This is a genomic window from Ignavibacteriales bacterium, from assembly GCA_026390575.1.
Lineage (GTDB): Bacteria > Bacteroidota > Ignavibacteria > UBA10030 > UBA10030 > Fen-1298.
Genome location: JAPLFR010000001.1, coordinates 152,254 through 174,096 on the forward strand (window position 1 = coordinate 152,254; position 21,843 = coordinate 174,096).

The following is a 21,843-nucleotide window of genomic DNA, read 5'->3' on the forward strand; positions in this document are numbered from 1 at the left end:
CTTTATCCAGTTCAACTCGTCACTTTCTTCGGAGCCTAAAGAAACCAATCGGTTTCGAAGAATGAGCATTCCCCTGCCTGCGCTGCGAAATATCCATGCAATTACATTAAACCAATCATGCTGCCGCTGTCGCAGACAGAGGAGCAGACATTATTTTATTGAGTTGTCTAAACCGTTTCAATTTGCCACGCAGCGCCGAAACCAGCGTTGGTTCGGAAATCGGTTTCATGAGATAATCATCCACGCCGAGTTCTTTACCGGTTCGAACAAGAGCTTCATCTGTAAGTCCTGTTAAGAAAATGAACGGAATGCTTTGAACGTTTTTTAATCCCTGTACTTTTTCGTAGAACGTAAATCCGCCCATCGTAGAAGTTTCTAAATTGATATCACACAAGATTAAATCTGGGATGTATATACGGAGAAGCGCATACGCTTCATCAGATGTAGGGAGGGCGATAACCTCAAATCCGCTGTCTTCCAACGATGCTGCAAACAACTCTAATACCCGCGTATCGTCGTCGATAACGAGAATCTTGTCCCGTTGTTTCTGCTGTATGGTATTCATCAATTGTGTCTGAATATAAAGATGTTCCGCGTCGGAGATTTGGAAAGTACATTGCAGCTCGGTACTAAACTCTGTATTCGACGACGTCATCGAGTCGTCACCCAGCTGACGAAGGAGCAATGCATTTTTATAGCATTCAAGTTTCACGCTCTTTTCCATGCGCTCATGTTCAGCTTTCGTAATGCCATAGACCGTCCGTAATTCGTTCAATTGTTGTTCTTCGTATCCTGTTAATGCCCCGTCGAACCATGCATGGTTCAAAGCCTGCCGATAGGATTCCAAATTAGCAGATCGATCAAACATGCAATCTTCCTGTTTTTCCTGCGGTGCATTTGCGGGGACAGCGGATAGTTGTGACGGTGTCATTGGGGGAGCCGCTGACTGCGGAACCGGCATTTGCGGAATTTGAGGTTCTGTTTTGGCAATCATTTCGATCACAGGAGGCGGAATTGATTTTTCGTTATGCGGTGGTTCTTCGGGTTGAACTATTTCTGCCTTGAGGATAGAGATGCGTTCTTCCAATGCCAGTACATACATGTTGCGCGGATCTACTGCTTTTGCTTTCGTAATCTCTAATTGTGCGTGGTCGAGCTCACCCTTGTGAATCAAGAGATCAGCTCGTTTTAGGATTTCACTTACAATTTTCTTGGCATCATCGCGTGGTGTTGGTTCATGCGGCGTCTGTGATTTTTTCGTGGGTATTTTTTGGCCGGCCATTATCTCAATCCTTCAGACCATTCATTTGCAAGCGGCTGTAATTATTCATTTGATTCTTCGAGCTACTATCACCATTTCTCTCTATTAATACCACAATATCCGTTCCGAATAATAAACTTTCCTGTCATGCCGGGAGAGTGATAAAATGGGCATAACGGCAAAAAAACTAGACCACTCATTATTAAATTTCGGAACGAAAATCGTTTAATTGATAATTGTAGAAATGTTAAGACGCGGTTTATCGCATCCGACTCAACAAGAAAATAATTACTGTTGTGAAATTCTACGCTCATAAAAATGGACACGCGCTTTCACATGTGAGAATTTCAGAACTCCTGTCGTCGGTACCCGAAATATTATATCCGAACAAACAGGATCATCAAACAGAGTTGAAATTTATTCATCACTTTCTTTAGAGCGTAAAGAGACCTCTTTGTCAAGAAGAATCATTATTCTTCATAATCTAGGGTCACATATTGTGACGCAGCGACTCTTTACCGAATTAATTTAAGTTTTTTCTGTTATTATAGGCCTAGTCGTAGAGTTTATGAAGAAATGAAGTTTTCTCATGGAATAAAATTAACCATCCTCAGTGATTGTCATTACAGCCGATTTATTTTCCCGGTTTATATTCTCGAGTGTCTGTATCAAAGTTTCAACATCTGATGTGGAAGTTCTGAGATGATGTATAGTTGAAGGGGATGTAATCTCTTTCACTATTGTGAATTCTGATTTTTATCGGTTCGAGTACGAACATTATCCAGCGACCATCGGCCTGAACCAACAATCAGCAGAAAGAGCAAGCCAAGTATCATTGACCAATCAGTGCGGGCCTCATGCGCCATTGCCCAGAATCCTTTTTCGAGCAAGATGGGAATTTTCGTTATCGAAATTGCAACGAGCATATCGATGATGAGGGGAAGAGCAGCAAGCCGTGTGAACAAACCCAGAAGTATGAGTGCGCCGCATACAATCTCCACAACACCTACAAAGGGTGCCATAATTCCCGGGAATGGTATTCCGATTTTGATGAAGCGTCCTACTCCAAGCGAGTCTGAAAATAAAAACTTTTGGATTCCTTCGGAAAGGAATACACACGCAACCATGAATCTGATGAGTATGATTGATTTAAAAAATTTTTGAACTATCCTTAATTTATCCATAACGCTCATTCTCCATTAGATTGTAAGTTGGTAACCGATATATCCGGTAAATGCAGTTTCGCCTGTGAGGGTACGGCCTAAAGAAAATAAAATATGGTGGTGTTCATTTACATTGACGTATCCGCCGAGATTGAAACCCGTGCTCGATTCTGTGTCCTGAGTTTCAGCGGTTTGATAATTGATCTCTCCTCCCAGCGTAAGAACCTCAGAGATATCATATTGAATTTCCCACCCGGCAAATCCCCAGTTCTTTCGATCAGGTCCGGGATTGTACCAAACTCCGCCTCCGCCATAGGTCGTTAGTTTTCCCCAGCTCTTTTGCATCCATAGCGGGATGTACGCCTGGACTTTGCCGTTTCCTAATTGTTTGCTTTCATTCCCTGTCGGAATTTCAACCAAAGGGAAAACACCTATCTGGGGCATCATTTCCGTCTCTTCGACAAATCTGTATTTTATGCCAACCTCCGTATCGGAGTACCCGTAATGAGTTCCTTCAGGTGTATGGACATATCCCAGCGGGGCAACGATATGCAGTTGAACATCGGGGATGGCGCCATAGTTAATTTCGATGTGCGGACATGTAGCGTCGCTTTCATGCCTCATAAATTGTTGTGCCGATGCTATATAAAACTCCCAATGAAGATAGTCGACAGGTTGCGGATCGTCGGTTTTAAAAGGCGGACCTGCGAACATTGAATTAGATGTAAGCGAAAAAAGAATGACGATGCGTAGAGCGTTATACAAATAAAATCTGGGAAACATCTTTTTCATATATCTCTGAACAAATAATCGCACCTATAACGTTCCTCGATGAAACCAGTAAAATCAACTATTCATTAAGGAAAAGATTGCCATCCGGGATGGCAGCACTATAATTGTGATGTGAACATGAATCATATTTTCATCTATACTTATGATGGGAACGTTGTATATTTTTAAAATGTTATAAAATTTAAGAGGTAATCAGATTGTGGCAAGAACCGGGCGGCACTCTTTTAAGCAGATAGATATCGTGTAGACGCTAAAAAGAATTTGTCTCCAATAACAAAATTATCGTACCTGAACGTCTTTCTTTACCACAATCATAATGAGGGAATAATTAAGCTGTAACTTATAATCAAATCACATAAGGAGAGTATATAATGCAAACACAATTAATGACAATATTCCGAAAAACGGCTTCGATTGTATGTGCCATCGTTTTTCTCGCAGCAGCAACTACTGCGCATGCCACCACACACGTCATCCAATTCGGGGGTTCGTTTGGTGAAACCTATTCACCAAGTTCAATGAATGTTTCCGTAGGTGACACGATAGAATGGGAAGGTAGTTTTAGTTTCCATCCGTTAAGTTCAACGAGCGTTCCCGCTGGCGCTCTGAGTTTCCATCAGGCATCTGGAACTGTATTTTCCTATCCTGTTGCAATTGCGGGCACGTATCTCTATCAATGCGATTTCCATGCAAGTTTGGGAATGACCGGATTATTCAATGCGGCCACAATCACCGGTGTTGATAATAATCAGAATTCTTTACGACCTGATGTTTTCAGACTCAACCAGAATTTTCCGAACCCATTTAACCCGACAACAATGATATCGTTTGATCTTCCTTTTCAAACCTCGGTTTCTATAAAGGTGTACAACCTGATAGGACAAGAAGTGGCAACGATCCTGAATGAAAATATGGATGCCGGCAGTTACTCAAAAATTTGGAATGCTGCATCGATACCGAGCGGAGTGTACTTGTATAGGTTACAGGCGGGTACATTTACAGAGACCAAGAAACTTGTTTTGCTTAAATAGTATCAATACAACTAATCGAAAATATAGAACTGAGAGCAAAGAATTTTCTGATTTCGATGGCAGTTAAAAATTTACCATTTCATAAAGGAGGAAGTATGAAAAACAAAATTATCCCAATCACCCTTGCATTATTCTTTATTAGCACACAATTCCTGATTGCTCAAAAAGATCATATGATGCATGAGAAATCGATGGTCAAGCGGGCAATTGCTGTGGTGACAGCTACAAAAGGAAATTCTGTACACGGCGTCGTGACATTTGAGGCAGGAGAAAAAGGAGTCCGCGTTGTTGCAAATCTTATCGGTTTAAAACCTGGAACGCATGGATTTCACATTCATGAATTCGGTGATATCAGTTCCGAAGATGGGAGTTCAGCAGGCGGGCATTTCAATCCGACAGGAATGCCTCACAGCATGCCGATGAGTGCAAACCGTCATGCAGGTGATATGGGAAATATTAAAGCAGATGAACAAGGGAACGTACATCTCGATTATATTGATCCGGTTATAAAACTTAACGGCCCGAATTCAATCATCGGACATGCCGTTATCATCCATGAAAAAGAGGATGATTTCAAAACGCAGCCAACCGGAAACGCAGGAGCGAGAATCGCATATGGTGTCGTTGGAATAGCGAAATGAGTGTACGAGCCGCTGATATCCTGTAAGATATGGAGATATATATGAAGATTACTCTCATGCAGAGATATTTTCGATTATGCATATTCGCATCTTGTGTTGCACTTTTATTCTCCGTTGGTCGTTCCCAGCAAATGCCGGATGAGTACCAAAACATCCTCGTGTTTCTCGGTAGACAAGGAGATTATCAGGATGGTGTGTTTAAAGTAAACATCCCACGAAATGATCTGACCGTAACAGTAAGCGCTGTCGCGGCTCCCACACCATTTGGTTTTGGCGGGTGGTTAGCGATGACCAAAGGAGACAGCGGGAATGATGTGATGATGGGTGATCTGGTTCTTTTACAGGACGAAGTAAACCCTGTGATGTCTGCGCTTCTGGATAACGATCTCGAAGTCACAGCACTCCACAATCATTTCTTCTGGGAGGAGCCGCGAATATTCTTCATGCACGTTCACGGTCACGGAAGGGCAATAGATATTGCAAAGAAAGTCAAACCTGCATTGGCTCTCATCGGACATATAGCAGGTCAAACAGGTACATCGACGATAAAGAAAAACGTTGGTGAAATCATTGAAGGAAAATTGAACACAGACAAATTGAATCATATCATCGGCCATAAAGGAGTTCGAACAGGAGTGACGTACAAGATTGTCATTGGACGCGATGATATTCAAGTAAAAGAAATGGGCGCTGTTATCAATGCACGGATGGGTTTGAACACCTGGGCTGCGTTTATCGGTACAGATGAAAAAGCTGCAATCGCAGGAGACATTGCCATGCTTGAAGACGAAGTGACTTCTGTATTAAAAACTCTACGCAAAAACGGTTTAGATGTTGTTGCGATTCATCACCATATGACTGGAACCAATCCCATGATTATCTTTCTCCATTATTGGGGAGTTGGGCCTGCCGATAAGTTGGCAATCGGCTTTCGGGCTGCTCTTGATAAACTCGGCAAAGGAACTGGCGGCATGACAATGCATCATTAATCTCTAAGTCAAGACCTCTGCTCTGATCCATAGCAGCGGAAAGGAGGAGAAAGATGTCCGGACATGGATGAAGAAAAGAAAATAGTGTTGAGACACTCTTATGTCGTGATGGTCGGGGCAGGCTGAGATTCAAGTGGAATTATTAAATATGACCAAGAACAGCATGCAGCAAAGAACTTCATCACATCCTATTATTTTATTTGACGGCATGTGTAATCTTTGCAATTGGTTTGTTCGATTTATCATTGGACATGATAAGAATGATATATTTCGTTTCGGAATACTCCAGTCTGAAAAAGGGCGAGAGCTACTGAAAGGAATTCCATCGGAAGGTTGTGATCTCACGACAACTCTTTTATTAAATATTGATAGGGTTGATAGTAAGTCTGATGCCGTCCTTAAGATTCTAAGAACTCTCGGCGGAGGTTGGAGTTTATTCTATCTCTTTGTTATTGTGCCAAGGTCAATTCGAGACTGTGTGTACAACTTTATATCCAGGTACCGATATCACATTTTTGGTAAACGACAATCATGTTTGGCAGCTTCACCGGAAGAGCTGAGAAAGTTTATTTAATTAAAATATAAAAGGAAACAACCTCATGGCACTTTTAACAAAAAAAGAAATCCGTCTCGCTTTATCAGAATTAGGAGGATGGGCGTTGCAGGGAAAAGAGATACGGAGAAAATTTGAATTCGCCGATTTTGCATGTGCTATAGGATTTGTCATTTCTGTGGCGATAGTTGCCGAACGAGCAAATCACCATCCGGATATAGATATCCGCTGGAACAAAATCACGTTTTCACTTTCTACACACAGTGAAGGCGGAATCACGGGGAAGGACATTTCCTTAGCGAAGAAGATCGATTCACTTCTACAGGGTAAGCAGCTTTGAGGAAAGCACAGGAGAAGATTCATGAGCAAACTCATCGTTTTCAATTCGGTATCACTGGATGGTTTCTTTGTGGATATCAACGGCGACATGCAATGGGCTCACAACACAATTAAGGATGAAGCGTGGGATGCATTTGTCGTATCGAATGCAAGTGGTGGAGGTGTGCTCGTCTTCGGCAGGGTTACCTATGAACTCATGATAAGATATTGGCCAACACCGTTGGCAATCCAGAATTATCCTGTGGTGGCCAAACAGATGAACAACCTTCCGAAGATCGTGTTTTCAAGAACGCTGGACAAAGCGTTGTGGAATAATACAAAGCTCGTAAAAGACGGCATGGTGATAGAAATACAAAAGATGAAGAATGAGCCAGGGACTGACATGGTGATTATAGGCAGTGGCAGTATTGTTTCGCAACTGACTCAGGCGCGATTGATCGATGAATACCAGATCGTAGTGATTCCTGTTATTCTCGGTCAAGGAAGAACGTTGTTTGATGGCATCAAAGAGAACCTCGACTTAAAACTGGTAAACTCACGAGCGTTTGCCAATGGGAATGTTTTTCTGCGCTATGTACCGATGCCATGGAGATAGATCATAAAAACGTGGCCGGCAAGTTACTATAAGGGTACAATCAGTGTGGCGGGACAGACGACGGAAGAAGGAACTCATTCTATATTCCAGTTGTTAAGCTTAATAGAAGAAAGAAAAAATGAACATGAAACCAGGAATGAAAAAAAATAGTGTGGTGCTCACCTGCGCTTGTCCATGTCAAAAAGTGTGCTGTCGCGAAGGCGCGAGTCCTTAAACGTTATATATACGATTATTTGATTCGCAGCCCTTCATTCAATTTCTTGGTGAAGGGTTTTTTTATAGAATGCTAGACACATGAATATATCGTCAATTATACATTCAAAGGAGTAATCTCATGTCAAATAATTATGCGCATCCTGAAGTGCTTGTCGATACGGAGTGGGTGAGTCAGCATCTGACAGACCCTCATATCCGGCTTGTCGAAGTCGATGTCGATACACACTCATACAACGAAGCCCATATTCCCGGCGCAGTTGGTTGGAACTGGCAGACTCAACTCTCCGACCAGGTCCGGCGTGATCTTGTTTCCAAATCGGATCTGGAAAAGTTGTTGGGAAATTCGGGAATTACCAATGGTACCACTATCATTCTTTATGGAGACAATAACAATTGGTTCGCGGCATGGGCATTCTGGCAGCTGAAAATATACGGCCATCGTGATGTGCGCATTATCAATGGAGGCAGAAAGAAATGGATCAAAGAGGGAAGGGAAGTGACAAGAGATGTTCCTGTTGTTTCAGGGAAAACATACAAGGCGACAGATCCTGATTATTCGCTGCGTGCCTATGTGCAGGAAGTATCATCTCTTTCCAATGATTCATGGTCATTGGTTGATGTTCGTTCAGCAGATGAGTATTCCGGTAAGATCCTTTCGCCGCCGGGGCTTCCGGAGACATGCCAACGAGGAGGGCATGTGCCCGGCGCATTCAACATTCCATGGGGAAAGAATGTCAACGAAGACGGCACTTTCAAATCATTTGACAACTTACGGTCGCTTTATGAACCCTTGGGTATCACATCGAATAAAAATGTTGTTGCGTACTGCCGCATAGGGGAACGTTCCAGTCTCACCTGGTTTGTTTTGAAGTATTTGCTTGGGTACACAAACGTCAAAAATTACGATGGTTCCTGGACAGAATGGGGAAATCTTGTCAATGCTCCGGTTACTCAAGGAGTCCAGCCATGACCGTAAATCATCCATCAGAGTATCAGGAACGATGGGAGTCGGTTCCACCGTTCCAGATTCACATAACCAGCTATAGAATTGATGATACATATTACTGTGCTGTGGATAACGTCGATCCCGGTGCGGTCATTGTTCGAACGAAGGGACTGGTACGCGATGAAGCCGAACTGAAAGCGATCATGCGAGTGAAGGAACGATTAGAATATTCCCGTCTTCGGTATGAAAAGAAAATTTGAATTCACAAACGGAAAATAAATCATGACATGGAAATCAAAAACGGACTCGTTTCCTGAAATTCGTGAAACATATTTGGAGCAACGCATCCGCGATCATTCATCGATGCTGGGCAATATCGGCAATACACCTCTTTTACGAATTCGAAAAATAGCCATTCCGAATGACTATGTTCAGATTTATGCTAAAGCGGAATGGTTTAATCCCGGCGGTTCGATCAAAGACCGTCCAGCCTTGAACATGCTTCTGGAAGCCGAAAAGTCAGGAAGGCTTACAAAAGGAAAAATCATCATTGATGCAACAAGCGGTAATACCGGTATCGCGTACGCAATGATTGGAAGTGCGCTAGGTTATAAAGTGATTCTCGCGCTTCCGGCGAATGCGAGTCCGGAGCGAAAACAAACACTCCGCGCCTATGGCGCTGAAATCCTGGAAACAGATCCGCTCACAGGAACGGACGGAGCGCAGCGGTACGTCAAAGAAATTGTTGCTGCCTATCCCGATCAGTATTTTTATCCCGATCAATATAATAATCCGGCCAACTGGCTCTCGCATTACAACACAACGGCATGGGAAATCTGGAATCAATCCAGGAATCGTATTACACATTTTGTTGCCGGACTCGGGACGACAGGAACATTTATCGGGACAAGCCGAAGACTGAAAGAATTAGAACCATCTATTGTTTGTTCATCATTCGGACCAGATTCTCCGCTCCATGGACTGGAAGGCCTGAAGCATTTACCTACAGCGTTGGTTCCTGGTATCTATGATCCGACTCTTGCGAACGAACATCTTACCGTCTCGACCGATGACGCATATTCCATGGTCAGACAACTAGCACGGCAGGAAGGTTTGTTTGTTGGAATTTCCAGCGGTGCGGCGCTTGCTGTTTCACTCAAGCTTGCCGCACAGATAGAAAGCGGTGTGATCGTCACAATTTTTCCGGACGGCGGCACGCGATATAGCAGCGAACATTTTTGGAATGCAACCGAATGAAAAGGAAAATCATATGATACGAATATCAAAAAAGATTATCGCTGAGATTGAATACCATGCAGAACAAACGTACCCGGAAGAATGCTGCGGAATGATGCTGGGATTCAGCAAGAACAGTATTCATTTTATAGAAGAGGTCATCAAGATTGATAACAGTCAAGATGAAAACCGCCGCCGCCGATTTTTTATCACGCCGGAGCAATACCGGCAAACAGAACAACTTGCCAGGGCGTTGAAAATGGAACTGCTGGGATTTTATCATTCTCATCCAGATCATCCTGCCGCTCCCTCGGTATTCGATACAGATCATGCTCTGCCATGGTTTACGTACATCATTATCTCAGTGGGACAGGGTAAAGCTGCGGCGATGACCGCCTGGCTGTTAAATGAAAAACGCACTCAGTTCAATGAACGGATGATCATTGTAGATTCATCACCGATATCATCTGCTGCGCGGCAGTTTGCACACGCTTCGCATGAACTATGATACAAAACATATTTATTGCATAAAGGAAACATTATGTCAATCAAAATATTTATTCCGACTCCTCTCCGACCTTATACCGAGAAACAGGACACGGTTGAAGTGGAAGGGAGCACGGTAGAGGAAGCTCTGAAAAATCTCACATTAAAATACAGATCGCTACAGCAGCATCTCTATTCAGAACAGGGCACGCTGCGCAGTTATGTGAATATCTATGTCAACGACAACGATATCCGGTACTTATCAAAAGAGAAAACGAATGTGAATGAAACAGATTCCATAAGTATCATTCCATCTATTGCAGGAGGAGTCGAAGTCTGTGAAGTAGAAACAGAAGAAGAAGTTCAACTGTCGAAAGAAGAAATCCTGCGCTACAGCCGGCATCTCATCATACCTGAGGTAGGGATGCAAGGGCAGAAGAAATTAAAAGCTGCCAGTGTCCTTCTCATCGGTGCAGGCGGACTCGGTTCGCCGCTTGCACTCTATCTTGCTGCAGCAGGCGTTGGGAAAATCGGTATAGTGGATTATGATGTTGTCGATGAAACGAATTTACAGCGTCAGATCATGCATACTACGAGCGATGTCGGAAGACCCAAGCTTGAATCTGCAAAGGAATCGATAACAGAGATAAATCCCAACGTTATCGTCGAAATATATCCAGTGCGTCTATCATCTGACAATGCCCTCGAACTATTGAAGAACTATGATGTTATTGTGGACGGCACAGACAATTTTCCAACGCGGTATCTGGTCAATGACGCATGCGTGCTGCTCGGCAAACCGAATGTGTATGGATCTATTTTCCGGTTCGATGGACAGGTGACTGTCTTTGATTCGAAGCGAGGTCCATGTTATCGATGCTTGTATCCGACACCGCCACCGCCCGGACTCGTTCCGAGCTGTGCAGAAGGAGGAGTGCTGGGAGTTTTACCTGGAATTATCGGCACACTTCAGGCATTGGAGACAATCAAGTTGATACTTGGAGAAGGCGAACCATTAATCGGACGCCTCGTATTGTTCGACGCTCTCAAATTCAAGTTTCGTGAATTTTCTCTTAAAAAGAATTCGGAATGCCCAGTGTGCGGTACTGTTCCGACGATCCATCATTTGATAGACTATGAACAATTTTGCGGAATAGAATCGTCCGTTAAGCCGAAATTTAATTTTGGTATGCCGGAAATTTCTGTAGAAGAATTAAAAGGCCGGATCGACCGCGGTGATGATCTCTATATTCTGGATGTGCGAGAACCGAATGAGTACGAAATTGCCAACCTTGGCGGACATCTGATTCCACTCTCGGAACTACCTGACCGTGTATCCGAACTCGATCCGTATAAAGAGATCGTTGTCCATTGCAAATCCGGTGGACGGAGTGCAAGAGCCGTGAGGTTTCTTCAAAATGCAGGATTTAAGAAAGTCAAGAACCTTGCCGGCGGAATTGATGCATGGGCTCAACGAATCGATCCCCGGATACATCGTTATTAAGATAGTTATAGAGTGGCTTAAGAATCTTGTTGATTTAAAAACTGCTGAATCATGACCAACTCATTTTACTTCAACCGACCTTTAATATCCGCGGTCTTAAACGGACCGAGTTCTGCAATCAAAGCACGTGCGGCTTCTACCTGGTTCCATACATTCCAGAGTAAGACACCTCGTACTTGACCATTCTTGAGATAGTAAACCACGCCTTCTGTATACGGTTTCTTCCAGTCGGAGTATGTTTCTAAGCTTGAATCTAAGTCACCGACTGCCTCGTACCCTAGCTCAAACATATCGGAGTAAAAGAACGGCAGGTGGTGGTAAGGCTCTGCCATTCCTGCCATATTTCTGCCCGCTAAACGTCCCATAGTATTTGCGTTATCTTCGTGTTCAACTCTGATATGTTTCTTGAGTGAAGGATTATAAAAAAAGGTAACATCACCGGCTGCAGAGATGTCCTTTTGATTGGTTTGTAGAAATTCATCCACGAGGATTCCATCTCTCGTCTCAATTTTAGCAACTTGGGCAAGTTCGATGTTTGGGAGAGAACCGATTCCTGCAACAATACCTTCTACCTTGATATCTTGATGATTAGTTTTCACTGTTAATTCATTATTATTCTTTTGCAGACCGAGTATTTTCTCACCGGAGAACACCTCAATGCCTTTCTGTTTATAAAATTGATTGAGAAATTGGGAGAGATCATGGGGGAATATACGCTCTCCGATACCTTCTCCGGGAAAAATCATTGTTACGTGTTTCCCATTCATCGAGAGAGCCGCCGCGATTTCTGAACCGATGAATCCGCCTCCGATCACAGCGAATCGTTTTCCAGTTTCAGCGAGTGCTCGAAGATTTCGATAGTCCGTTAATGTACGAAAGTACAGTATCGATTCATCATCGAATTCAAGCCGTCTCGGCCGGACGCCTGTTGCAAGCAAGAGTTTCTCATATGAAAATACTTCTCCATTTGCGCAGATAACCCGCTTCTGCCCGGGATCGATTTCGTTGACAACCTGGCCGAGATGAAATTCTACAGTTTTCTTTCCGGTATCTCTCCAGATAGTATCAAGTGAGTCGCCTTTCCAGAGCGCCTTCGAGAGAGGAGGGCGTTTGTATGGAGGATCGGTTTCAGCACTAATCAAACCGATGCTGCCGGACGGGTCTGCCTCGCGTATTCCATCCACTGCAGCAGCTGCAGTCATACCGCCGCCAATAATCAAGTATTTGTATTTCATGATGAGTGCCTCGTGCGGGTCATTTTTGGAATCTGTTCCAGCGCTGCGACCTTGGTCAGCCGGCGTTGATGGTTTTTATTTTTGATGAACCTGGCACCCAGGAATGCCCGTGTCAAATCCCATGCGAGCGAATAATTAATGACTTGTGCTCCGAAACAGATCACATTCATGTCGTCGTCTTCAACGCCCTGGTGCGCAGAAAAGTAATCGGAGATTAATGCCGCCCGTACGCCTTTCACTTTGTTTGCTGCGATACACGCACCGACTCCGTTTCCACAAATCGCAATACCGCGCTGAACCCTGCCGCCAGCAACAGCTCGTGCAAGCGGCACAACGAAATCCGGATAGTCATCTTTCGGAGAGAGAGTAGACGGACCAAAATTCACAATCGTGTGCCTTAGTTTTGCCAGCGATTTCTTCATCTGTTTCTTCAACGCAAATCCAGCGTGGTCCGAAGCAATTCCCATGCGCATGACGTAACCTCCTATAGTGGGTTCAACAAATCGAGAACCCGTTGGTACTTCGTCATATTCGTAATCTACTCCGCGATGCAATATACAGAAACTCGCCTATATATAACAAATATTGGCGGCTTCGAGTTCGCTAAGAATTGTTTCTTGTTTGAACTGGAGAATATGCCCTGATGTGGGCAAGTAAACTCATTCGTCCGCCCCGTATTTGGGCATGATGCCCGCCAAAATAACGGCGGGCAAACATTGAACTTCCCTACAAACATCAGTTTTCTTGCATCAACGTTTTCTCTCTTTATCGTCCGAGTTGCGCTTCGGTGCAGGTGATGGAGCAGGCTCTGTCCTAGGACTTGATGAACGTTCGGCTGCACGCTGACGCACCTCGCTATCGCGGACTATTTCTTGTTTCGCCGGTGTCTCATCGGCTTTCTTCCATGAATTTTGATCACGTTGCTGCCAACCTTGCGGAGTGCTGCGCATAATGTTGCCGTTTGGAGCTGCGTAGACATTATTCTCTCTTGTTGATGGACGAGTCACGATTCTCGGCGGTTCCGGTACTGCGACCGGCCGCGGCTCAGGTTGTAAAACTGGAGGAGTCACTGGTATGGCTGTCGGACGTGTTGCAGGTCGACGCGGTATATCAGACCTTGGAACCGGCTGCGGTTCAGGTTGTGAAACAGGAGGAGTAACCGGCCTGGCTGTCGGACGAGTTTCAGGTTGACGCGGTATCTCAGACCTTGGAACCGGCTGCGGTTCAGGTTGTGAAACAGGAGGAGTAACCGGCCTGGCTGTCGGACGAGTTTCAGGTTGACGCGGCGTTTCAGACCTTGGAACCGGCTGCGGCTCGGCTCGTGGAACTGAAGGTGTAACCGGCTTGGATGTTGGGCGAGATTCCGGTTGACGTAGCGATGTCGGTGTTGTCCTCGTAGCTTCTCTCGGAGATCTTGGTGGTTCAATCGCAACCGGTCGTTTTACGCCGGCTGATCTGTTATCGTACAGAGTTGCAGAGCGAGTCACACCGGAAGTGCGTCTTACATCGTTTGGTGCTCTCACAGCTTGTACACTTGATGCTGCCTGTTGGTGCACGGGATGATATCCTTCTCGATAAACCGGTTTGGCAACAGGATGATAGATAGGGCGATATTCCGTTGGCCCCCACCATCCTGTTTGCACATCGTTTGCGCGACGTGCAAACCATCCGCGTGACTGTCCCCAGCCGCCTCCGAATGACCAGCCTGTCCAAGGATCATAGTGAACGTTGAATCCCCACGTCCATGGCCGTGCATAATATCTTTGCTTGTACCATGGATGGTAATTGTATCCTGTCCCGTACACTACCGTTCTGCCATAGACATAACAACCTGTGTAACCTGCGGTGTATCCAACATAAACAACATCAGGAGTATAATTGTACACACGAACATAACGGACATTATACACCGGGTAGCGGGATGGAATTGTATAGATAACTTCAGGAACATCGATGCAAACTTCCCATGGACCAAATGGAGACGCTCCATCAAACCATATTCCTCTATCGCAGTTGTAGTATCTACCGTTCACGCGAATCACCGCAGTCGATGTATTCACTGCATACTCCATCCCGGTGTTCTCGATCGGATCGAATTGCGGATCGCCGTCATATTCGACCTGAGTTGTCGCTTCCGAGCGATCCACCTCTGCCATTTGCGGGATCTGTGCATCAAAGATAGCTTCTTTTGCCGGTATTGTTCCTGCAACGCTTGCGAGCACATCGTCGCACTCTGAGCCGGGAGGAATTTTTTTAAAATCCTCCGGCAGTTTGTCTGATGCAATGAACACCCACGGGCCCGTTATGGACTTTGCAGTGTACCACCTTCCCGAGATGAGGATGAAACGCTTCTGCGTTTTGATTTCAAGAAACAACCGGCTTGGAGTATTACTTGCGTAAAGAAGTTCGGTTCCCTCGATAGGTACAAGCTGCATGGGTCCGTCCGTAGCTATCAATTCTGTCGGCTCTGTGCTTACGACAATCTCAGGTACTTTTCCAGTCTTCGATACAATGTCATTTGCCGTCGAATCTTCATACGATTCATCGTCGGATTTCATTTGGTCGGAAAGATACGCAACGAAATTTGGGGGAGTTGCAATTTGACGCCATGGACCTTTTATTTGCTTAGCGCTGAACCATATGTCGCCTCCGCGAAGAAAAAAGTTGCCCGTAGAAGGATCTTGAACTAAAAAATAAGGAGTATTGACAACGCGCTTCAACGAAGTTCCTTCAACGCCTGTGAGAATAGGATTACCGTCAATTCGAACGAGTACGGCGGGATGATTCATTACAATGATTTTGGGTGGAGTCACCTCGAGTTCGCGGGCGTTTTCCCTTTCCTTCTGTGCTGTCTCAATGCTTTCGAGAAGCAGATCGAGCGAGAATGTGAGATCAGAACGCGGTATCACTTCTTCCAATGCTTCAGCAATTGCTGCCGTATCTCCCTCAGTTCCCGCCGGGAATCTAATCCTTCGCACTTCCATTTCTTCGAGCTTCACGGTTCGTGTCGGACGATCGGTCAGGACTCTACACGTCACCCAGATTGCTCCAAACACAGGTTCATCCTTACCGGTAGGGATAATGGAAACCGCCGCACGGGCTTTCAAGGAATCTCCGGAGTACCATTCAATCTGCGGTTGATACATAGTGATCGTGCCCTCCGAACTCAGGACTTCACGAGGCCAATCGTCAGCATACAACGAGATTGGACAGCACATCATAAACACAATCAGTAAGTGTTTCATATTCTTTCTCCTTTGGTATTTTCTATAATAGATAACCGCCGCGAAAAATTTTACTACATCATTGTAATCAATCTTCGAGACACTCTCACTTTACACATGAAACGTATTGGAAAGCAAAAGGGTGCCAAAATTTACAATTTAAATTAATTCCTTTTTTTTATCCTTTTCAATCATTATCGGATATATGACAATAGCCATGCCATAATTATTTCAGCCAAAACACATTAAATCTTGATATTACTGTTCACAAGAATAATCACAGTGAACTATATAAAGCACAATGTGAATCCTTGTTAGTTGTATTACCTGCGGGTTTATTTTGTGCTGGCTTGCAGCAGGCCAATAAGTATTTCTGATACAAAGCAATAAAAAATTATAGGTTTTATTAAACCATAATTGGAAAAGTTGAAATATTTTCTCATAATAAATATACTATGATAAACGAAAATACAAACAAAGTTGCCGTCGTTACAGGGGGGAGCCGGGGAATCGGATTAGAGATAGCAAAAGGCCTTGCACGTGACGGTTTTTCAATTGCCATAATTGCACGTTCTCAGGAAACCCTGGATGATGCATTAAAACAAGTCCAAATCCAATCTACATCCTCTAGTACAAAACATACGACCTACGCATTAGATGTCTCCGATTTTCAGGAAGTGCATAAGACAGTTGACAAGATACAAAAACACTACGGCCGGATAGAGTTGCTCGTCAATTGTGCGGGAATGTACATAGCCGGAACAATGAATGTTACAGTTCAAGAATTTGAGCAAGGACTTCGTGTCAACCTCCTTGGACCGTTCGCATTTATGCAGGCAGTACTACCCATTATGAAATCTCAGAAAACAGGATACATCGTAAACATTGCATCTCGCGGCGGTAAAATCGGCTTTGCCGGCGATGGAGCGTACGGTGCTGGAAAATTTGGTCTTGTCGGTCTTTCCGAATCGTTATACAGGGAATTGGCAGATGATAATATCAAGCTCACAACATTATGCCCGTCATGGACGAACACCGATATGGCTCAAGAAGCGAAAACTCCATTTTCCGATTCTGAAATGATTCAACCTTCCGATATACTAGAGACTATCCGATGGCTCTTACGTCTCGTCCCTTCAACGTGCATCCGGGAAGTTATTATTGAATGCAAAAAAGCTATTCACTAGAAAAAGCTCGTATCGAGAAAAGGTATACGTTCTATGAAATATTATAAAATCGCTCCTATTTTCTTTGGCCTTTTTATACTGCTGTTTTCTTCGTGCAATAAAGAAAGCCCAGCTGGGCCGGTAATACCGGAGTCCAAAGCAACCTTTATTGATAAAGGTAGAGAGTATACAAATCTTTTTTACAATAATAATTTAGATGTCTTGAGAAGTCATTTCTCTGAAACGATGAAAAATCAGATAAGTTTGGCTGCATTAGAAACGTTATATGCCCAGGTGAGCGATCAAATGGGATCGGAGAAGAGCCTGTCTTATGAAACGATAGATTCAGTTATTTCAAAATGGACAATGTATAATCGGATCGCGACGTTCAATAAAATTTCAGATTCGATCTATATTCAATGGGCGTTGGACGATTCGTTTGTCATTGGTGGTCTCCATATAGGGCTATTGCGATACCCGGGTCCAAATGCAAACTATGCTACCAAGGCAACTCTTTCTTTACCATTTGAAGGTGAGTGGACTGTGTTTTGGGGCGGTCGTACTGCTTACCAAAACTACCACACGATTTCTGCCAATCAATACTTTGCGTACGATTTTTTAATGATTCAAAACAGAATTTCCTTTTCCGGGAACGGACAATTGAACGAACAATATTTCTGTTTTGACAAATCAGTTCTGGCACCTGCCGCAGGCCGTATCATAGCGGTGGAAAACAATATTAATGATAATGTGCCTGGAACGATGAATTCAAGTCAGCCCTTTGGCAATTATATTATTATCGATCATGGCGGAAATGAATTTTCCGTGTTCGCTCATTTCAAAAAAGGCACTGTCATTGTGAATCCCGGAGACTCAGTTGTATCAGGTCAGATACTTGGTAAAAGCGGTAATAGTGGTAATTCAAGCGAGCCGCATATTCATTACCAGCTTCAGGATTCACGTACTCTGAACCAGGGGTTGGGTCTGCCCGCGCAATTTCAGAATTATCGTGCTAACGGACAAATCATTGCACGAGGCGAACCTGTTCAAGGACAGAAAATCAGTCGTAATGTTCCTTAAGAAAAAAGCACTCTACAATGATGTCTGTTGTGTTTTTTAGTCTCAATCTATTGTAAAAGGAGTTAACCATAATTGTTATTATGCATTGAAGAAGAGGAAAAAGAATGCGTTACTTTCTTTCAGTTATTCTATCGCTCGGTTTAGTAGTTAGCGGAACATACGCTGACAAGCAAAAATCCCATGAAAAGAAAAACGCCGTTGAGTATGTAAATACGTTTATCGGAACGGCCGATGCAAACGTAAAGTTAAAGAATCTCGCTTATAATTTTGGCGGCGGTAATACATATCCCGGAGCAGTAACTCCTTGGGGAATGACAGCCATCAGTCCACGCAATACGATTGAATCACCCAACGAAGGAGATTTTGCAGGGAGTCCCAGTGGATATATCTCGGGTAAAGAATTTATCTATGGTTTCAGCCAGATCCATTTGAGCGGTGTTGGCTGCAACGAATGGGGAAACATTCTCGTGATGCCGACAGTCGGTCCGATGTCTGCCGATATCAATGTGAATAGATCAAAGTACGAGAAAGAAGAGGCGAGTCCCGGATATTACAAAGTTCTTCTCAAAGATTTTAATATACTTACAGAAGTGACGGCAACAACACACTCCACAATGAGTAAATATACCTGTTTAAAGCCTACCGAGGAATTCAATGTCGTCTTCGATTTGTTTCACGCGATCCGTGCAGCAAACGACGGATATATAAAGATAGAATCCGATTCGGAAATTGTGGGATGGAACCAAAACGGCGGATTTTGCGGTAATAAAGCTCAAAGGAAAGTCTATTTTGTTGCGCGCTTTGATAAGCCGGCTGTGGTTTGCAATACGATCAAAGACGGAACAATTATCGACCACGCATCGGAACAGTCGGGAGCTCGAATCGGAGGAATTTTGCGATTCTCGATGAAACAAGATGAATCGTTGTGCTTGAAGATCGGAATATCATTTGTCAGCATCGAAAATGCAAAATTGAATTTAATCACCGAGCAGCCTAATTGGGATTTTAATCAAGTGAAACATAATGCTCGAAAATTGTGGGAAAATGTTTTGTCTCGTATTACCGTGGAAGACAGTAATGAAGATGCAAAAGTCATGTTCTATACAGCACTCTATCATGCTCTCATTCATCCCAGTATCTGCAGTGATGTCAATGGCGAATATATTGCGATGGGCAGCAGGAGAGTGAAAAAGATTTCAGGGAAGCAACAACATCAATATAATGTTTACTCATTGTGGGATACTTATCGAAACCTCCATCAATTGTTAACATTGGTTTATCCTGAAGTACAAATCGACATGGTGCGCACGATGGTCGATCAGGCTCATGAAAGCGGATTCCTTCCGAAGTGGGAGCTTTCTGCTGATGAAACGTATGTAATGGTCGGTGATCCTGCGTGTATGGTTATCGCAGATACATATATAAAAGGACTCAAAGATTTCGATGTCCAAGGTGCATACCGCGCGATGCTGAAGTCTTCATTGCAGTTGAAAAATAATAAAGTTCGTCCTGGATTAGATCAATATCTAAAACTCGGTTATATACCTCAAGATAAGATGGGTGAAGGGATCTGGGGGACAGTCGCAACATCACTTGAATACTATGTTGCAGATTTCGCGATTGCGCAGCTCGCCAAATCGCTTGGCAAAATAAAAGAATTTGAGGTGTATGGGAAACGCGCGTTGGGTTATAAAAATTTCTTTGATCCCAAAACAACTTTTCTGCGTGCCAAGAATGAGGATGGAACCTGGTGCGAGCCATTCGATCCGGATACAATAAAAGGCAGTATCCCGGGGGCAAACTTTCCTTGCGGGGGAATCGGATATACGGAGGGGAATGCATGGCAGTACAATTTCTTCGTTCCGCATGATATCAACGGATTGATTGAACTCATGGGCAGAGAACCATTTATTAAAAAACTTCAGGCGTGTTTTGATAAACCTGACCGGTTTGTTCTTTTCAACGAACCTGATATGGCATATCCTTATCTCTTTTCATACGTCAAAGGAAGTGAGTATTTGACGCAAGCCATGGCGAGAAAATGCATCGATTATTATTTTGCAAATAACAGCGGCGGCCTGCCCGGTAATGATGATTGTGGAACAACTTCAGCGTGGTTCATATTTTCGGCATTAGGATTTTATCCTGCATGTCCCGCTTCAACGGACTATCGAATCGGAAGTCCAATATTTGACAAAGTGACTATCCAACTTAATCCGGATTATTACACAGGAAAACAATTTGTTATTGAGACGAGAAACAATTCAAAATCAAATATCTATATTCGACAGATGAAATTGAATGGGAAAGACTTTTCCTGCTATTCTTTAGATCATAATGATATTGTTCAAGGTGGAGAGTGGAATGTTACCCTTGGTGATCTACCAATGAAGTAAAATAGAAAGAGAATCACTTCGCCAATTGAACGAGTCTAATGAAACCTTGCAAAGGCAAGGTTACTTTGCCACTACGGTATTTGCACTTGCGGATAAACGTAAAACTTAGTACCCATATCACCATCATGCAAACGCAGGAGGCACTGACACTGCATGATTGGAAGTCCTCCGTTAACAAAAAAAATCTTTCCAACACAGATTTGGTATGATGAATGCAGATTCGTGGTACGAAAGAAACTCGCACGCAAGGCTGAAATCTGTTTAATTGGGTCGGTAGTACAACTCCCATCCATCTAAAGTGTAAAGCGTTATATGCAATGTTGCATTTAGGTAGGGATTTGATTAATCAAATCCCTACTACTTCTTCTGTATTCTATTTCCTCAACTTTTCCCTATAATCTTTATATGTTTTTTAAAAAACACGCATTTGCGTGATTGCGTTTTTCGTACCGATTTTTCATCTTTCCATCAGTCAAAATCCTTTTCGATATATCTTCTGACAGAAAGCATCGCCCATGCGCCCTATTTCTACACCAATAATACAACCTCTTGAACAGCCCCAGGAAAAAATGGATCTGGTGGTGAAAAGTAAGGTACTAGCCGCAGAAAATTTTATCATGGAGCAGAAACGGCGATCTCTTGTGTTGAAAGGAAGGGCTCTGGTTTCGGAAAGTCTAACCCAGGGGAAGACAAGTAAAGCTTTGGCGGTGAAAAGAACTTTATTTGCCGTGGAAAGTCTGATCCTGGAAGAGAAAAGTAAAGACATTGCAGTGGAACGAATTCTACTAGCGATGAAACTTAAACCATGGGCAAAGAGATCAAAGGCATTATCGCTTTAAACTTTCTATAGTAAGGGTTGTTAAACCCGGTTAAAATCACGCTCAATCCGAACTTACGAGCGAGAATAAAAAATCCTTCTCTCCAAAATATTCCCGATGTGAAAAATTCGCTCGTAACCGTCACTCTCCAAGTTTGTGCATAGTAAGTGAC

General features: G+C 43.6%; 20 protein-coding genes. 14 read left to right on the plus strand and 6 right to left on the minus strand.

The features are described from left to right. Positions 1 to 115: 115 nt before the first annotated feature. The 3 genes from NTX44_00660 to NTX44_00670 all read right to left on the minus strand — a co-directional run bounded on the left by NTX44_00660 (position 116) and on the right by NTX44_00670 (position 3,216). Entirely contained in the window at positions 116 to 1,282 is a 1,167-nt protein-coding gene (locus tag NTX44_00660) for a response regulator (GenBank protein ID MCX6120118.1), read from the minus strand. Positions 1,283 to 1,998: 716 nt separating this feature from the next. Next, a complete protein-coding gene (locus NTX44_00665) occupies positions 1,999 to 2,445 on the minus strand; it encodes a DoxX family protein (GenBank protein ID MCX6120119.1) in 447 nt (148 codons plus the stop codon). Between the two features lie 15 nt (positions 2,446 to 2,460). Then, the gene (locus tag NTX44_00670) at positions 2,461 to 3,216 is read right to left on the minus strand and encodes a hypothetical protein (protein ID MCX6120120.1); all 756 of its coding nucleotides are present in this window, start codon (positions 3,214 to 3,216) and stop codon (positions 2,461 to 2,463) included. Between the two features lie 371 nt (positions 3,217 to 3,587). Here NTX44_00670 and NTX44_00675 point away from each other — a divergent pair, with 371 nt between their 5' ends. The 10 genes from NTX44_00675 to moeB all read left to right on the plus strand — a co-directional run bounded on the left by NTX44_00675 (position 3,588) and on the right by moeB (position 11,752). Next, positions 3,588 to 4,247, plus strand: a complete 660-nt coding sequence (locus tag NTX44_00675) for a T9SS type A sorting domain-containing protein (GenBank protein ID MCX6120121.1) — start codon at positions 3,588 to 3,590, stop codon at positions 4,245 to 4,247. A 95-nt stretch (positions 4,248 to 4,342) separates the two neighbouring features. Then, entirely contained in the window at positions 4,343 to 4,888 is a 546-nt protein-coding gene (locus NTX44_00680) for a superoxide dismutase family protein (protein ID MCX6120122.1), read from the plus strand. Positions 4,889 to 4,929: 41 nt separating this feature from the next. Next, on the plus strand, positions 4,930 to 5,877 hold the full coding sequence (locus NTX44_00685; GenBank protein ID MCX6120123.1) for a DUF1259 domain-containing protein: 948 nt from the start codon (positions 4,930 to 4,932) through the stop codon (positions 5,875 to 5,877). Between the two features lie 599 nt (positions 5,878 to 6,476). Next, entirely contained in the window at positions 6,477 to 6,770 is a 294-nt protein-coding gene (locus tag NTX44_00690) for a 4a-hydroxytetrahydrobiopterin dehydratase (GenBank protein MCX6120124.1), read from the plus strand. 21 nt (positions 6,771 to 6,791) lie between these two features. Beyond that, positions 6,792 to 7,364: a dihydrofolate reductase family protein gene (locus tag NTX44_00695; protein MCX6120125.1), complete on the plus strand. Its 573-nt coding sequence runs from the start codon at positions 6,792 to 6,794 to the stop codon at positions 7,362 to 7,364. 334 nt (positions 7,365 to 7,698) lie between these two features. Further along, entirely contained in the window at positions 7,699 to 8,550 is an 852-nt protein-coding gene (locus tag NTX44_00700) for a sulfurtransferase (GenBank protein MCX6120126.1), read from the plus strand. After that, the gene (locus NTX44_00705) at positions 8,547 to 8,786 is read left to right on the plus strand and encodes a hypothetical protein (GenBank protein ID MCX6120127.1); all 240 of its coding nucleotides are present in this window, start codon (positions 8,547 to 8,549) and stop codon (positions 8,784 to 8,786) included. Before NTX44_00700 ends, NTX44_00705 begins: the two co-directional genes overlap by 4 nt. A 22-nt stretch (positions 8,787 to 8,808) precedes the next feature. After that, entirely contained in the window at positions 8,809 to 9,783 is a 975-nt protein-coding gene (locus NTX44_00710) for a cysteine synthase family protein (GenBank protein ID MCX6120128.1), read from the plus strand. 13 nt (positions 9,784 to 9,796) lie between these two features. Then, positions 9,797 to 10,270 carry a M67 family metallopeptidase gene (locus NTX44_00715; protein MCX6120129.1) on the plus strand — a complete coding sequence of 158 codons (474 nt, stop codon included), beginning with the start codon at positions 9,797 to 9,799 and terminating at the stop codon, positions 10,268 to 10,270. Between the two features lie 33 nt (positions 10,271 to 10,303). Beyond that, the gene (moeB, locus tag NTX44_00720; GenBank protein MCX6120130.1) at positions 10,304 to 11,752 is read left to right on the plus strand and encodes a molybdopterin-synthase adenylyltransferase MoeB; all 1,449 of its coding nucleotides are present in this window, start codon (positions 10,304 to 10,306) and stop codon (positions 11,750 to 11,752) included. Between the two features lie 65 nt (positions 11,753 to 11,817). Here the strand turns inward: moeB and NTX44_00725 are convergent, their stop codons facing one another. The 3 genes from NTX44_00725 to NTX44_00735 form a co-directional block, all read right to left on the minus strand. Continuing rightward, on the minus strand, positions 11,818 to 12,987 hold the full coding sequence (locus NTX44_00725; protein MCX6120131.1) for an FAD-dependent oxidoreductase: 1,170 nt from the start codon (positions 12,985 to 12,987) through the stop codon (positions 11,818 to 11,820). Beyond that, positions 12,984 to 13,454 (minus strand): RpiB/LacA/LacB family sugar-phosphate isomerase, encoded by a 471-nt coding sequence (locus NTX44_00730; GenBank protein ID MCX6120132.1) that lies wholly within the window; start codon positions 13,452 to 13,454, stop codon positions 12,984 to 12,986. Before NTX44_00730 ends, NTX44_00725 begins: the two co-directional genes overlap by 4 nt. A gap of 282 nt (positions 13,455 to 13,736) precedes the next feature. Then, a complete protein-coding gene (locus NTX44_00735) occupies positions 13,737 to 16,232 on the minus strand; it encodes a hypothetical protein (GenBank protein MCX6120133.1) in 2,496 nt (831 codons plus the stop codon). Positions 16,233 to 16,666: 434 nt separating this feature from the next. Here NTX44_00735 and NTX44_00740 point away from each other — a divergent pair, with 434 nt between their 5' ends. The 4 genes from NTX44_00740 to NTX44_00755 all read left to right on the plus strand — a co-directional run bounded on the left by NTX44_00740 (position 16,667) and on the right by NTX44_00755 (position 21,692). Next, the gene (locus NTX44_00740) at positions 16,667 to 17,398 is read left to right on the plus strand and encodes an SDR family NAD(P)-dependent oxidoreductase (GenBank protein ID MCX6120134.1); all 732 of its coding nucleotides are present in this window, start codon (positions 16,667 to 16,669) and stop codon (positions 17,396 to 17,398) included. 33 nt (positions 17,399 to 17,431) lie between these two features. Next, entirely contained in the window at positions 17,432 to 18,457 is a 1,026-nt protein-coding gene (locus NTX44_00745; protein MCX6120135.1) for a peptidoglycan DD-metalloendopeptidase family protein, read from the plus strand. A 104-nt stretch (positions 18,458 to 18,561) separates the two neighbouring features. After that, positions 18,562 to 20,853, plus strand: a complete 2,292-nt coding sequence (locus NTX44_00750; GenBank protein ID MCX6120136.1) for a GH92 family glycosyl hydrolase — start codon at positions 18,562 to 18,564, stop codon at positions 20,851 to 20,853. A 515-nt stretch (positions 20,854 to 21,368) separates the two neighbouring features. Next, complete coding sequence (locus tag NTX44_00755) at positions 21,369 to 21,692, plus strand: hypothetical protein (protein MCX6120137.1); 324 nt, start codon at positions 21,369 to 21,371, stop codon at positions 21,690 to 21,692. Positions 21,693 to 21,843 lie beyond the last annotated feature (151 nt).

Bases quoted from the DNA above. Each gene is read 5' to 3' on its own strand.
- moeB (MCX6120130.1), top strand. From the start codon at position 10,304: ATGTCAATCAAAATATTTATTCCGACTCCTCTCCGACCTTATACCGAG.
- NTX44_00710 (MCX6120128.1), top strand. From the start codon at position 8,809: ATGACATGGAAATCAAAAACGGACTCGTTTCCTGAAATTCGTGAAACA.
- NTX44_00660 (MCX6120118.1), bottom strand. From the start codon at position 1,282: ATGGCCGGCCAAAAAATACCCACGAAAAAATCACAGACGCCGCATGAA.
- NTX44_00740 (MCX6120134.1), top strand. From the start codon at position 16,667: ATGATAAACGAAAATACAAACAAAGTTGCCGTCGTTACAGGGGGGAGC.
- NTX44_00755 (MCX6120137.1), top strand. From the start codon at position 21,369: ATGCGCCCTATTTCTACACCAATAATACAACCTCTTGAACAGCCCCAG.
- NTX44_00665 (MCX6120119.1), bottom strand. From the start codon at position 2,445: ATGGATAAATTAAGGATAGTTCAAAAATTTTTTAAATCAATCATACTC.
- NTX44_00690 (MCX6120124.1), top strand. From the start codon at position 6,477: ATGGCACTTTTAACAAAAAAAGAAATCCGTCTCGCTTTATCAGAATTA.
- NTX44_00675 (MCX6120121.1), top strand. From the start codon at position 3,588: ATGCAAACACAATTAATGACAATATTCCGAAAAACGGCTTCGATTGTA.
- NTX44_00670 (MCX6120120.1), bottom strand. From the start codon at position 3,216: ATGAAAAAGATGTTTCCCAGATTTTATTTGTATAACGCTCTACGCATC.
- NTX44_00700 (MCX6120126.1), top strand. From the start codon at position 7,699: ATGTCAAATAATTATGCGCATCCTGAAGTGCTTGTCGATACGGAGTGG.
- NTX44_00685 (MCX6120123.1), top strand. From the start codon at position 4,930: ATGAAGATTACTCTCATGCAGAGATATTTTCGATTATGCATATTCGCA.
- NTX44_00745 (MCX6120135.1), top strand. From the start codon at position 17,432: ATGAAATATTATAAAATCGCTCCTATTTTCTTTGGCCTTTTTATACTG.
- NTX44_00715 (MCX6120129.1), top strand. From the start codon at position 9,797: ATGATACGAATATCAAAAAAGATTATCGCTGAGATTGAATACCATGCA.
- NTX44_00735 (MCX6120133.1), bottom strand. From the start codon at position 16,232: ATGAAACACTTACTGATTGTGTTTATGATGTGCTGTCCAATCTCGTTG.
- NTX44_00725 (MCX6120131.1), bottom strand. From the start codon at position 12,987: ATGAAATACAAATACTTGATTATTGGCGGCGGTATGACTGCAGCTGCT.
- NTX44_00695 (MCX6120125.1), top strand. From the start codon at position 6,792: ATGAGCAAACTCATCGTTTTCAATTCGGTATCACTGGATGGTTTCTTT.
- NTX44_00750 (MCX6120136.1), top strand. From the start codon at position 18,562: ATGCGTTACTTTCTTTCAGTTATTCTATCGCTCGGTTTAGTAGTTAGC.
- NTX44_00680 (MCX6120122.1), top strand. From the start codon at position 4,343: ATGAAAAACAAAATTATCCCAATCACCCTTGCATTATTCTTTATTAGC.
- NTX44_00730 (MCX6120132.1), bottom strand. From the start codon at position 13,454: ATGGGAATTGCTTCGGACCACGCTGGATTTGCGTTGAAGAAACAGATG.
- NTX44_00705 (MCX6120127.1), top strand. From the start codon at position 8,547: ATGACCGTAAATCATCCATCAGAGTATCAGGAACGATGGGAGTCGGTT.